Origin of the sequence: Microbacterium tenebrionis (genome assembly GCF_020682665.1) — a bacterium.
Taxonomy (GTDB): domain Bacteria; phylum Actinomycetota; class Actinomycetes; order Actinomycetales; family Microbacteriaceae; genus Microbacterium; species Microbacterium tenebrionis.
On the sequence record NZ_JAGTTM010000002.1, the window covers coordinates 700,773 to 713,804 of the forward strand.

Here is a 13,032-nt window from a genome sequence, read left to right on the forward strand (position 1 = left end):
GCGGGGTCGCGAACGGCGGCCACGCGCGAGGAATGGCCGCCACATGCGCCCCCTCGCGCGCAGGCCGCGGGAGCGCGAGGATGGATGCATGCGCTACGAGATCCCCGCACCGATGCTCGCGAAGGCCGCAGCGGCGGTCCCCGATCCGGCGGAGACCGCGGGCGGGATGCTGTTCGAGCCGAAGTGGGACGGCTTCCGGGGTCTGATCGCCTGGGACGGCGAGAGCGTCGAGATCGGCTCGCGCGGCGCCAAGCCGCTCACCCGGTACTTCCCCGAACTCGTCGACGCCCTCCCGCGGATCCTCCCCGAGCCCTGCCTGCTCGACGGCGAGATCGTCGTGGCGAGCGGCGAACCTGGCGCGCAGCGTCTGGACTGGGAGTCGCTGAGCCAGCGCATCCACCCCGCGGCATCCCGCATCGCCTTGCTGTCCGAGCAGACCCCGGCGATGTTCATCGCGTTCGATCTGCTCGCCCTCGGCGAGGAGTCGCTGCTGGCCGAGCCGTTCCATCAGCGCCGTGCACGCCTTGAGGAGCTGCTCGCCGGCGCCGAGCATCCGCTGCACCTCACCCGCACGACGACCGACCATGCGACGGCCGTCCGCTGGCTCGACGAGTTCGAGGGCGCCGGGCTCGACGGCGTGATCGCCAAGCCGCTCGATCAGCCGTACGCTCCGGGCAAGCGCACCCTGATCAAGATCAAGCACGCCCGCACCGCGGATGTCGTGGCGCTCGGCTACCGCATTCACAAGTCGGGGTCCGGCGTCGGGTCGCTGCTCGTCGGGCTCTACGACGGCGACGGAGGTCTACACCAGGTCGGCGGCGTCGCAGCGTGGAGCGACAAGCGCCGCCAGGAGCTCGTCGACGAGCTCGCGCCCCTCATCGAACGCGACGAGGCGGGCGAGGTCGTCACCGGGGAAGGCGAGCGGAGCCGCTTCATCGGTGCGAAGGACGTCTCGTTCGTGCGTCTGCGCCCCGAGCGCGTGCTCGAGGTGCGCTACGACCAGCTCGAGGGCGCGCGATTCCGCCACACCGTGCAGTTCGAGCGCTGGCGCCCCGATCGCGAGGCGCGATCGTGCACCTACTACCAGCTCGAGACCGCCACCGGCTACGACCTTGCCGACGTGCTGGAGTGACCGGCGCCCCTCCTGCCTCGCCCCACGAGCACGCAACCCGCCACGGCGACGAGCACGAACACGAGCAGCAGAGGCACCACGGCGGAACCGTCCGCACCCGTGGTCGCGAGTGAACCGGCACCGGATCCGCTGGAGCCGTCGGCAGAGGGATCGGTCACGACGCCCGAATCACCCGATCCGCCCGAATCACCCGGCCCGCCGGGATCGCCAGGATGCCCCGGATCCGGGCAGTCCTTGGCCCAGGTCACCGTCTGTCCCGGCGCGGTGCTGATCGCGTCGCATCCCTCCGCGGCAGCAGCACCGGCGAATGCGATCGTGTCGCCATCGATGTCGACGTCCAGCGGCTCACCGAGATGAGTCAGACCGCTGACGCCGCCGGTGGCGCCTTCCAGACGTACGAACGTGGGATCGCCTTCGTCAGTGCGCACACCGTTGGCCATCAGTACGAAGTCGATGTAGTTCGAGATGCCGAACAACGAAGGGCGCACGCCGCGCGCCCCCACAGCATCGCCCGGATCGCCGGAGGCGTAATAGACCTCGGCGAACCAGCCGCTGCGCACCATGTCTCGGATGATCGTGTTGATCAGCACCGTTGCGCGATCGCGCAGCTGCGCCTCATCCGAGCCTTCGATCGGCGCCATATCCAGCAGCCCGTAGGCGATGAGCTGGAGGTCCGGCGCCTTCACCGCGAAGTCGCCGAGGCCGGCCAGCTGCGCATTCTCGTCATAGTCGTCGAGGAATCGATCCATGACCGCGACCATCGACTCCTCGTCCAGCTCGTCCATGACGAACGCTGTCGAGGTGTAGAAGGAGAATCCGGCACGGACCCACTGGCCGTTCTCGTTGCGGAACGGCTCGCCCTCGGTGTCATTCCCGAACGGCACCTCGGCGCGCGAGGCATCGAGGTAGACCTTCTGCACGGTGTCCCATGTCCTGCCCGTCCCGTCGGCCGCGGACGGGAAGAACCAGTCCGAGTAGCTCTCCGAGATCTCGGCGATCACCGACTCGTAGCGGGCGACATCGGCGACGCGTCCGAGTTCGTCGGCGATCTTGGCGGCGAACGTGAGGTCGTAGGCAAGCGAAGCCACGAACTCGCTGTCGCGCTCGTCGAAGTGGTTGTTCTCACCGAGGACCCAGCGCATGTTGTAGCGCTCCCAGTTCACGTGCAGCGCGAGATCGTCATAGATGCTCGCGAGCTTCTCGCGGTCGCCGGTCACGGAGTACAGCACCCATGCGGTCTGCGCCTTCCGCGACGGCAGCGATTCACCGCCCAGCTCACCGCGGGTGCCGTACTCCGCGTCGCTCGGCTCGGTGGCATCCGGCCCGTCCTCGACGAGCGCCATCATGCCTTGGAACGATGCCCAGGCGTTCTCGGGATCGACGTAGGCGAGCTGCTGCATGCCCAGCAGCGAGTCCCAGCTGGCGACGTTCCTCGTACCGGGAGTGCCGTTCATCCACAGGGACGTCTTTCCGGCGCCTTGTCGTTCGCGTAGTAGCCGAGGTGCAGCGGGAGCGCAGACCCCGCGGCCTGATCGAGTTCGCTGCCGGAGCCGTCGAAGTCGAACGGGTTCAGGACGATGCGCGAATCGGGCACGGACAGCCAGCGCTGCTGGCCGCTGGTCGCGTCGGCGAGGAGATCCGTGCCCACCACGGGCACAGCATCCGCCCCCGCCGCGGGCGCGACCGTCACGCCGCCGCCGACGAGCCCCCAGGCGATGGCTGCGGCCGCGATGCGGCATGTTCGAGATCTCCTGTGCGTCATCGGATCATCCTTCTGATCTGTGCAGTCGCCGAAGCGCGCATCAGCTGTGCGATCGGCGGCGGATGAGATGGATGGATGCTGCGATCGCGGCCAGCGCGGCAAGCGCCGTGAGCGCCCATACCGTGCCCGACCCGCCGGTCTCGCTGAGCATCCCGCCCGCGCCGGGGCCGGCACCCTCGGAGCCGCTTCCCTGGTCGGGATCCGCGCCCGTGTCGCCGCCCGTGCCCGGGTCGGTTCCCGTGCCCGAGTCGTCGCCCGCATCCGCCGTGACCTCGACCTCGAACGCGATCTCTGATCCCTCCGCCTCATCGGCAGAGGCCGGCACGAATGTCGCGCGATAGGTGTGCGTCCCCTCCCCGGTCGGCGTGAGCTCGATCTCGGCCGAGCCGTCGACGACGGCGACCCGGTCGGCAAGCGCTGCCGCACGAGGGGCTCCGCTCCCCTGCTCGTCGATGACGATCCATCCCTCGACGGCGGGGCTGACGCTCACCGTGGCGATGACCGATTCGCCGTCAACGATGCTGTCGGCCGACAGCTCCACCTCGAGCTGCGTCGGTACCGGCGTCGGTGCGACGGCGTCGTCAGCGATCGCGAACAGCCGCAACCGTTCGGCATCGCCGCCGCTCGGAAGCGTCACGCTCACGATAGTGCGCCCCTCCGGTGCGGTGTACGGCGCGGTGGCGTACACATAGGCGCCCTGGAGCTCGGTGACGGCGTACCGCATCGGCATCTGAGCGACCACGGAGTTGCCGTACACCGGCTCGCCGTCCGATGAGGGGATCACCCAGTCGCCGAGTTCGAGCGGCACCTCGGCCGTCGACCCGTCGTCGAACGTCAGGGTCGCCCGGGACTGCGCGCCGCCGTCGCGCGCCGCACCGATGAACGACAGCGACGTCGGCGCGTTCTCGATCGTGATCGTCTGGCCGTCCGGCTGCACGGTGTCGACGAACCCGGCGGGGCTCGCCGGCCAGGTCGCGTGCAGATCGCCGACCGCGAAGTCGCTCCCCGGCGCCAGCCCGACCTTCTCGAGTTCCTCACGGGCATAGCTGTTGCCCGCATCGTCGAAGTTCGCACCACCGCGAGTGTCAGCCGTCGCCGTGCCGATGAGGTTCATCGCCCGGGCGAATCCGCCTTCGCTCGCCACCCGGACGGTGACGGTCTGCGTGCGCTCGCGCTCTCCCGCCGTCGCCGTGACGGTGAGGGGGTAGTAGCCGTCGGCGACGCCGCCGGCTACCGAGACGGTCAGCGGCGTCGCGGACACGCCGTCGGCCTCGACCCGGATCGGCGATGCCTGTGCCGTGATCCGCGGCTCGTCCGAGGAGACGGCGATGTCGATGCTCTCGATACCGGCATCGAACGCGGTGGCCACGATCTCGGCCTCGGCGCTCCCACCGGGAACGGCATCGACGACCGCCGGGTTCGCAGAGAACGCGAAGCCCGTGCCCGCGTCGCCGAAGGAGGGCGGCGCGGCCGACTCGCCTGTCGCCCAGGTCGAACCCGCATCCGCCTGCAGCGTGAAGTCCACCACGCCGCCCGTGCCCAGCAGCGACTCTGCGAGCGCCGTGCTCTCGGACGGTTCGCCATCGACGCTGAGCGCCTGGATGAAGCGCTCGCCGCTCGTCGCTCCCGGCGCGTTGATCGCCAGCGAGCGACCCTCGCCCAGATCGATGCGGACGTGGTCGAACGTCGGGGTGTTCACGGTGAGCACGGAGGTGCCGGGCGTCGCCGGGACGGCTCCCATCGCAGCCCATACGTACCAGCTCGACATCGCGCCCAGGTCGTCGTTGCCGGGTGCGCCGTCGGGTTCCGCCGTGAACAGGGACGTGCGCACGCGATCCACAGCCGCCTGCGCCTTCGTCGGCTCCCCGAGGTAGTTGTAGATCCACGGGACGAGGAAGTTCGGTTCGTTTCCGGCCCACAGGTACGGTTTGTTCGGTCCGGCGTTGAGTTCCGTCATGAAGGCGGCGAGCCGTTCGGATGCCGCCTCGCGGCCGCCGAGCGCCGTGATGAGCCCACCGATGTTCTGCGGCACCATCCACAGATACTGTTCGGCGTTGCCCTCGTCGAAGCCGGGCTGACCGAAGCCCGAGCCGAAGTCGGAGGCATCCAGGAAGGTGCCGTCGTCGGCGCGCGCGGCGATCGCCGTCTGCGCGGGGTCGAAGAGGTTCTGCCAGTAGTTCGAGCGCGTCTGGAAACGGGCGGCGACATCGTCCTCTCCGAGAGCCGCAGCCATGCGCCCGATGGCGAAGTCGTCGATCGACCACTCGAGGGTGATCGATGCTCCCACGATCTGATGGTCGCCGCGGAACTCCTCGACCTGGGGCGCGTATCCGCGCTCGGCGTACAGCTCGGCACCGCGTCGCTGCACGTAGCCGTCGAGTCCCTCACCGCCGTCGTCGGCCGCAGCGACCATGTACTCGAGGGCCGCCGACGCATCGAAGTCCGTCCCGCCGAAAGCATGGATCTGCGCGAGGACCGCGCTGACGCTGTCGCCGGTCATCTGACCGGTGGCCGAGTTCGCGACCGGCCAGCGCGGCAGCGAGCCGGACTGCTGGGCATCGACGACGAGCGACTGCGCCATGTCGGATGCGACATCGGGGAACAGCATCGTCTGCAGCGGGATGAGCGTGCGATAGGTGTCCCAGTCGGAGAAGTTCGCGTACTGGGAGCGCCCGTCCTCGACCGTGTGGATCTCGCCGTCGAATCCGATGTAGCGGCCGTCGGCGTCGTTGAAGACGTTCGGGTGCAGCAGCGAACGATACAGCGCGGTGTAGAACGTCTCGACGTCGGTATCCGGCCCCTGCGAGATCTGCACCCGTGACAGCGCATCGTTCCAGCGTGCGGCGCCGGCGGCGCGCACGTCGTCGAAGCTCCACTCCGGCACCTCCGCATCCATGTTGGCCGCGGCGCCCTCGATCGAGACATACGACACCGCGATCTTCGCCTGCAGCGTGATGCCCTCGGGGAAGGTGAAGTACGCACCGGCGCGGGAGGAGGAGACCGTGTCGGCGTCTGCCTGCACCGACTTCCCGTCCCACGTGCCGTGAGCGGTGAAGTCGTGGTCGAAGGTGAGCTGGAAGTGGATCGTGTAGGTGTTCCCCTTGCCGCAGAAGTCGCCGGTCGTCGCCGACCCGACGACGGTTCTCGAATCCACGACCTGCAGGTCGGCCGCGCTGTTGCCGTTGAGAGATCCGCCTGGGCGCACCATGAACTGCGCCGGCGCGCCGGCGGGATACGTGATGCGCGTGACGCCGACGCGGTCGGTGGCGGTCAGTTCGCTGCTGATGCCGGAATCGGGGAAGCTGACCGCATAGTAGCCGGGCTCGCCGATCTCGTCCTCGTGGGTGTAGCGCTGGGTCGCCGACCACGGCTCGGAGCCGATGTCGCCGGTCGCCGGCAGCACCGGGATGTCGCCGAAGACATAGCATCCGGCGGAGGCGTGGTTCATGCTGAACCCCGTCATCCGGTCGTTGTGGTACTGGTATCCCGCGTACGTGTCGGTCGTGTCGGGCGAGAACTGCACCATCCCGAACGGCACCGTCGGGCCGGGGAAGTTGTTGATCGACCCGACCTCATCGCCCCCGATCCCCGTGCCGTTGAGCGTGTCGACGTGACTGGCCGGATTGTCGACCCAGTCGATGTCTGCGGCCGCGGCAGGCGCTGCGGCACCCGCGGCGCCGCAGATGGCGAGCGCGGCGGCGACGACTGCGGCGGCGACACGGGATGGCAGGGCTCCACGGCGACCGGTGGTGTGGGAAGACATCGGAATACCTCGGCTATCTGTTCTGGTGCGGAACGTCGGCATGGTCAACGGGTGCGTGCGGCGCGGCTGCGGGTGCGCAGCAGCGCTCCGGCAGCGAGCGCCGCCAGGGCGAGGGCGATGAGCGCCGACGAGACGGCGCCACCGGTGGTGGCGAGCCCGTCACCGGCTCCGCCTGCGTCGGAGCCTTCCCCGCCGGAGCCGCCTGCGTCGGAGTCGTCGGAACCGTCCCCTGAGCCGTCCCCGCCCGAGCCGTCGCCATCTGACCCGTCCGGGTCGGGAGCGCCCTGGATGACGATGTCATCCGCGAGCTGCGTGGGAGAGAACAGCGTCGCGTCGGTCGGTACGAACTCGATGCGGTATGACGCGGCGTCTGCCGTCGCGACGACGGGGAGCTCGGCGACCCCGTCGACGAGCGGCACCCGGCGGACGCCGTCGGCTGCGGCGGCCGATGGGCGGGCCGCCGCGTCGTCGGCGACGGGCGAGAGCACGATCTCGCCGGCGGCGGACGCGGGGTCGGAGGTCACGGTCACGGTGACGGTGTCGCCGATGGCCGGTTCGGCCTCGGAGACATCGGCGGTGAGCACCGGTGTCACGGGATTCGGGACATCGAATGCGACGGCGAACACGTGCATGTTCGGCGCCTGCGGCAGGGTGATCGACTGCAGCGTCTTGCCATCGGGGACGGCGACGGCCGCAGTCGCATAGATGCCGCAGTCGATGTTCTGAGGGTCGTTGGCGTTGTCACCGCGCTGCCCGGCCTTCGCGACGACGATGTTTCCGTCGGCGGGCTCACCCGTGCACCAGTCGCTGAGCTCGACTTGCGCCCCGGCCTCGGTGCCGTCGGTGAAGTGCAGCTGCAGCGACCCGCCGGCGTGCGGCGATCCGTTGTTGGTGGCGCCGACCAGGTGCAGCGAGGTCGCCCGGCGGAACGCACCCGGGATCTCGAGCTGCTGCCCGGCGGCGAGCAGGTTGTCGGGCTCTCCGGCATCGACGGCCGGTACGACGAATGTCGCCTCCGTGCCCGGCACGACGCCGGCTGCGCCCTGCTCGAATCCGAGGTCGGCGAGCGCGTCGCGCAGGAAGTAGTATCCGAGGCCGTCGAAGTCGGCGTTGTCGGCGCGGGCATCGCCGATGCCGACGTTGTCGAACTGCCCCGACAGCCAGGATGTCTCCCCGACGGTGACGGTCGTGTCGATGTCGATCTCATTGCCGGCCGCATCGGTCGCCTGCACTGTGATCGGGTACGTTCCGGCAATGACCCCCGGCCGCACCGCGAGGGTCACGGGAACCTGCTTCCCGACGGGCAGTCCGTTGGACTCCACCGTCCATTCGACGTCCTCGACGGAAGCCGAGATCTCGCCGGTGCCGCCGATGCGGATGCTGCCGCTGGAGGAGCCTGCGGCCTGCGCGAGCACGTCGACGGAGATCGTCGTCGCACCCCCGGCTTCGACGGCGGCGTGCGCCGGCGACAGCCGCGCGAACAGTCGGTCCTCGACCGCGCCGGCCATCACCAGCGCACCGGGCGCCGATCCTGGCGCGGTCGCCCAGTCGGACGGCGCGGAGCCGACCTCGAACGTCAGCGTCCCGGCTCCGGTGAGCTCCGCACCGGCGAGGTGACTGGCGGTCACGGCGCCGAGGTCGCTCGATGCGGTGACCGACCGCGTGTACCGGTTCTCGTCGGTGAGGCCGGGGGCGCGGATCGCGAGTGCGTCGGTACCGAACCACTCCGGGTCGAGGGCGATGTCCACGCTCTCGAACGCCGGGGTCGACAGCCCCCAGATGTCGGTTCCGGGCACGATCGGGTACGCCCCGATCGACGAGAGCACGTACCAGGCCGACATCGTGCCGAGATCGTCGTTTCCGGTGACGCCGGTGGGCCCGTCGGTGAACAGCGTCAGCGCCGCACGAACCACGTCGGTCGTCTTCCACGGCTGCCCGGTCCACTGGTACAGGTAGGGCGCGTGCAGGTCGGGTTCGTTGTTGGGGTTGTAGGTGTGCTGCCCGTAGTACGAGTAGGTGCCGTTCACCCAGACGTCGCGGGCGGTGCCCTCGGGGTCGTCCTGCAACGCGTCGTAGGCGAAGAAGTCATCGAGACGCTGCTCGACGGCATCGGTCCCTCCGAGCAGCTCGATCAGCCCGGGCACGTCCTGCGGGACGAGCCACTGGTACTGCACCGCGGTTCCCTCATGGAATCCGGTGGTGTGCGCGGGATCGGGGTCGCCGACGAAGAAGCCGGACCGGTCGCGCGCGCGGAAGCTGCCGGTGGTCTCGTCGAAGACCGCGCGGTAGTTCTCGCCGCGTACGGCGTAACGTGCGGCATCGTCATCGTGGCCGAGGCCGGCTGCCATCGTGGAGAGCAGGGCATCCGAGAGCGCATACTCGAGGGTCGCGGATCCGCCGTGGTGCAGGTCGTAGTCGCCGGGGCGGCCGTTCTCACCCGGCTCGTGCGGAACGAAGCCGTCTTCGAGATAGACGGGGTTCCCCGCCCGCCCGTTAGCGGGCGATGACGCATCGGGCGTGTTGTCGGCGTTGTGCGCGAGCACGGCGTAGGCGCGCTCCTCGTAGCCGTCCAGCAGGCCCTGGTTCCAGGCGCTGACGAGGAATGCGGTGCCGGGATCGCCGGTCATGATGTTCGTCTCGACGGGCCCGTAGCCCCATCTCGGCAGCCACCCCAGTTGCTCGCCGGCCGTGATCACCGAGATCGCCATGTCCCGCGACTCCCCCGGTGCCAGCAGGTACAGCAGCTGCTGCTGGGTGCGGTAGGTGTCCCACAGCGAGAGGTTCTGATAGTACGTGAACCCGTCGGCCGTGTGCACGGCACGGTCCCAGCCGCGGTAGCGACCGTCGACGTCGGTACCGGTGTTGGGGGCGAGGAAGCTGCGGTAGAGCGCCGAGTAGAACACCCGCGCCGACTCGACGTCCGAAGTCGGGATCCGCACCGATTCCAGGCGCTGCTCCCACTGCGCGTCCGCGGCGCTGCGCGCCTGGTCGAAGCTCGTCGCCTCGGCACCGTGGTTCGCCCGTGCGCCTGCAGCATCGACGTAGCTGAGGGCCGTGACGGCCTCGACGTCGCGGTCGGCGGTCGCGTCGAACGTGACATAAGCGCCGGTGCGCTCGCCCTCGGATGCCGTATCCGCGGAGAGCGTGTCGCCGCTCCACACGCCTGCCGAGACGATATCGCGGTCGAAGGTCGTGCGGGTGTGCACGGTGAACGGCTGGGTGTCCTGGCAGAATCCGCGCGAGGTGATCGTCGTCTCGACCGTGCGCGCGTCGATGATGTTCACGGACGAGGCGGTGACCGAGTTCAGTGCCTGCCCGGCGTTGATGATGACCGTCGCCTCGGCCGTCTCGGGGAAGGTGTAGCGCTGGATCGCGGTGTGCTCGGTCGCCGTCAGCTCCGCCTCGATCGTGCCGCCCGGAGCCTGCAGGCCCACGCGGTAGTAGCCGGGGGCGGCCTCTTCGTCGTCGTGGCTGTACTCCAGCCCGTAGTCCTCGTACCGCGTCGAGGTCGGGATGCCGGTGGTGGGAAGGACCGGCAGCAGACCGCCGAGCCCGCAGCCGACGCCGGAGAGATGCACCAGCGAAAAGCCGCGGATACGGGTGTTGCCGTAGTCGTAGCCGACGTTGTGACCGTTGTCCGGCGAGAACTGCACCATGCCGAAGGGCACGCTCGCTCCGGGGTAGGTGTTCCCGTCGTCCTGCGTTCCGATGAACGGATTCACGAACGACGTGAGCGGCTCCGCCGCGGGGTCATCGGCTGCAGCTGCGGGCGTCGCCGCCGCAGCCGGAATGCCGATGGCGACGGCTGCGAGAGCGGCCAGCGAAGTCTTCAGGATGCCGCGCCGGCGGGTGCTGGAGCGGTGTTCGAACGTGAGCTGCGACATGGACTTCCTTGGCGTCATGACGGCGAGACGGGCACTTCCGTGTGCCGCACGCCGAGCCTGCCAGAGATATGACAGCGTTGTCAATCGTTGACTCGCGAGTTGTTCGAGATCGGAAGGCGCCCCGGGCCGCCCACCGGGCGTCAGCCGTGGGAGCTCAGTCGCCGACCCGGTTGCCCGTGTCGTCCCAGTTCTCGGCGACCCGCTTGCTCGGCTGCACTCGGGGCGGCTCGCCGGGCATCTTCGGGAACTCCGGCGGGAACGACAGCTCCCCCAGCCCGTTCTCGACGTCGCGCTCCCACCAGCCGAGCAGCGTATCGATGCGGCCCGGGCTCTCCTGCATCCGCGCCCAGGGGTCGCCGACGTCGGCCAGGCGCTGCGGGATGCTCCGCACGGTGAACGTCTTCGGATCGACGTCGTCGAGCTCATCCCACTCGACCGGTGTCGACACGGTCGCCGACGGCAGGGCACGCGGACTGTAGGCACCGGCCATGGTGCGATCGCGGTTCGCCTGGTTGAAGTCGATGAAGACGCGCTCGCCGCGCTCCTCCTTCCACCAGTTCATGGTGACCCGGTCGGGCATCCGCCGCTCGAGCTCCCGCCCGGCCGCGATCACGGCGTGACGGACGTCGAGGAACTCGTGGGTCGGCTCGATCGGGCAGAACACGTGCAGGCCGCGGTTGCCGCTGGTCTTGATGAACGGATCGAGCTCTGCCTCCCGCAGGACCTCGCGGAGCCCGTGGGCGGCGGTGACGGCATCCGCGAAGTCCGTCCCCGGCTGGGGGTCGAGATCGATTCGCAGTTCGACGGGGTCGTCCGTGTCGGATGCCAGCGACGCCCAGGGATGGAACACGATCGTGTTCATCTGCACCGCCCAGACGATGGCGCTCGTGCGGTTCAGGACGATCTGCGGATGCCGTCGCCCGCTGTTGTAGGTAACGGTCACGGCGTCGACGTAGTCGGGGGTGCCCTTCGGCGGATTCTTCGAGAAGAAGCTCTCGGAGTCCTTCGTCACTCCGTCGCGGAACCGCTCCAGCGATACCGGCCGGCGTCCGTTCGCGTTGAGGAACGGCGCCGATACCGTCTGGACGTATTCGGCGAGCTCGGCCTTGGTGATCCCGGCCTCCGGCCAGATCATCTTGTTCGGGCTGGAGAGGTCTACCTCGCGCTCCCCCTCGGGATCGGAGACCGTCAGCGTCACGCGTTCAGAGGCCATGCTCCGACCCTAGGGGCGCGGCGCACCGGACGGTAGGGGTCAGTCGCCCAGGTCGACCGCGCGCACCAGCACGGCACCGAGTGCCGCTCGCTCGACCACTATCGACGGACCCGCCGAGTCGACGATGACGCCGGCGAGCGAATCATGACTGGAGAGCACCTTGGCGAGCTGGTCGGGCTCAAACGGCATCTGCCGGTCGCCGCGGCCGAGCGCGACGATCTCGAGCGGGTGCGAAAACAGCTGCAGGAAGCGGCGGCCGTCCGGGGTGTGCGCCTCGGCGATCCCGACCTGCCCATTGCCGCTGCCGTCGTTGACGGCGACCCACATCTTCGTCTTCGCCAGGGCGTCGCCGACCTTCTGCGCCGAGTCGGCGTCGCGGGGCGCCGCCAGGAGCGTCTTGACCGTCATGTTCACGTCGGCCTGGTCGAGCGCCTTGGTGAGCACCTCGACGGGGAAGACCGCGCGGTGCACTCCGGAGGCGTTGTCGAGGATGAGTCCGGCGAAGTTGCCCGTGACGACCTGGTGCAGCACGGCGGTCACCGGCTGAGCGATCGCCGAGGTCGCCGTGGGGTCGGTCTCGCGCTGCACGGACTCGCGCACGGCCTCGGCGGAGCTGAAGGCCAGCATGTAGCTGCGGTCGCCGTCGCGCACGACCGCGATCGACAGCGGTTTTCCCTCGGCGAGCTGTTCGCGGGCGTCGCCGTGAACGCGCAGGTAAAGGTGGTTCTGCATCATCTGGCGCAGCACCCCGACGAGCTGCTCGTTGCTCGGACCCTCCTCGAGTTCCGCGAGAGCCGCGCGCAGCAGCGTGTTGTCCTTCATACCGGGGACGGATTCGACCGGCTCCGGCGGCAGCACCGGGGCCAGGGGCAGAACCCGCTTCTGAGGCGCGGCCTGCGTGTGCGGAGCGGATGCCGAGGTGCCCTGCGCGCCCGCGACCGGCGAAGCGGCGCCCTCGGCGTTCGGCGTCTGGGATCCAGGGGCCCGGGTGCTCGGGTCCGGCAGCGCGACCTCCGGGCCGGCCGCGGCGCCGACGCCGCGGAACGCCTGGACGGAGATACCGATCTGCGGAACCGGCTCGCTGCGAGCCTCGTCGACCGAGGGACTCTCCCCCGGGGCATCCGCCTCGATCGACGTCGGGGTTTCGGAAGCTGCGTCGTCGGTCTGCTTGCGGCGGGAGAACAAGGCCATATCGCTCAGCCTAACCCGCGACCCCGGGCGCGAGCACCCGCGCGGCATCCGGCCCGCACCCGCTCCGGCGCATCCGCCAGGCCGTAG

The 13,032-nt window shown here is 69.6% G+C and carries 7 protein-coding genes; 1 reads left to right on the top strand and 6 read right to left on the bottom strand.

What is annotated here, in order from left to right; all coding sequences use genetic code 11:
* Positions 1–88 precede the first annotated feature (88 nt).
* Positions 89–1,132 (top strand): ATP-dependent DNA ligase, encoded by a 1,044-nt coding sequence (locus KEC56_RS08685; RefSeq protein ID WP_227530624.1) that lies wholly within the window; start codon positions 89–91, stop codon positions 1,130–1,132.
* Here KEC56_RS08685 and KEC56_RS08690 read toward each other — a convergent pair.
* From KEC56_RS08690 to KEC56_RS08715, 6 genes are all read right to left on the bottom strand, one after another.
* Positions 1,105–2,586 (bottom strand): glycoside hydrolase family protein, encoded by a 1,482-nt coding sequence (locus KEC56_RS08690; protein WP_227530625.1) that lies wholly within the window; start codon positions 2,584–2,586, stop codon positions 1,105–1,107. The genes KEC56_RS08685 and KEC56_RS08690 overlap by 28 nt on opposite strands.
* Positions 2,583–2,894, bottom strand: coding sequence for a hypothetical protein (locus KEC56_RS08695; RefSeq protein WP_227530626.1), 312 nt, complete (start codon positions 2,892–2,894; stop codon positions 2,583–2,585). Before KEC56_RS08695 ends, KEC56_RS08690 begins: the two co-directional genes overlap by 4 nt.
* A 40-nt stretch (positions 2,895–2,934) precedes the next feature.
* Positions 2,935–6,657 carry a GH92 family glycosyl hydrolase gene (locus KEC56_RS08700; protein WP_227530627.1) on the bottom strand — a complete coding sequence of 1,241 codons (3,723 nt, stop codon included), beginning with the start codon at positions 6,655–6,657 and terminating at the stop codon, positions 2,935–2,937.
* 44 nt (positions 6,658–6,701) lie between these two features.
* Positions 6,702–10,541, bottom strand: a complete 3,840-nt coding sequence (locus KEC56_RS08705; protein ID WP_227530628.1) for a GH92 family glycosyl hydrolase — start codon at positions 10,539–10,541, stop codon at positions 6,702–6,704.
* Between the two features lie 154 nt (positions 10,542–10,695).
* A complete protein-coding gene (gene ligD / locus KEC56_RS08710; protein WP_227530629.1) occupies positions 10,696–11,754 on the bottom strand; it encodes a non-homologous end-joining DNA ligase in 1,059 nt (352 codons plus the stop codon).
* Between the two features lie 39 nt (positions 11,755–11,793).
* Positions 11,794–12,945 (bottom strand): SseB family protein, encoded by a 1,152-nt coding sequence (locus KEC56_RS08715; RefSeq protein ID WP_227530630.1) that lies wholly within the window; start codon positions 12,943–12,945, stop codon positions 11,794–11,796.
* Positions 12,946–13,032 lie beyond the last annotated feature (87 nt).

What these genes read in the sequence shown, in the direction of transcription:
- KEC56_RS08685 (WP_227530624.1), top strand. Translation starts at nt 89, where the DNA reads ATGCGCTACGAGATCCCCGCACCGATGCTCGCGAAGGCCGCAGCGGCG.
- KEC56_RS08690 (WP_227530625.1), bottom strand. Translation starts at nt 2,586, where the DNA reads ATGAACGGCACTCCCGGTACGAGGAACGTCGCCAGCTGGGACTCGCTG.
- KEC56_RS08695 (WP_227530626.1), bottom strand. Translation starts at nt 2,894, where the DNA reads ATGACGCACAGGAGATCTCGAACATGCCGCATCGCGGCCGCAGCCATC.
- KEC56_RS08700 (WP_227530627.1), bottom strand. Translation starts at nt 6,657, where the DNA reads ATGTCTTCCCACACCACCGGTCGCCGTGGAGCCCTGCCATCCCGTGTC.
- KEC56_RS08705 (WP_227530628.1), bottom strand. Translation starts at nt 10,541, where the DNA reads ATGTCGCAGCTCACGTTCGAACACCGCTCCAGCACCCGCCGGCGCGGC.
- ligD (WP_227530629.1), bottom strand. Translation starts at nt 11,754, where the DNA reads ATGGCCTCTGAACGCGTGACGCTGACGGTCTCCGATCCCGAGGGGGAG.
- KEC56_RS08715 (WP_227530630.1), bottom strand. Translation starts at nt 12,945, where the DNA reads ATGGCCTTGTTCTCCCGCCGCAAGCAGACCGACGACGCAGCTTCCGAA.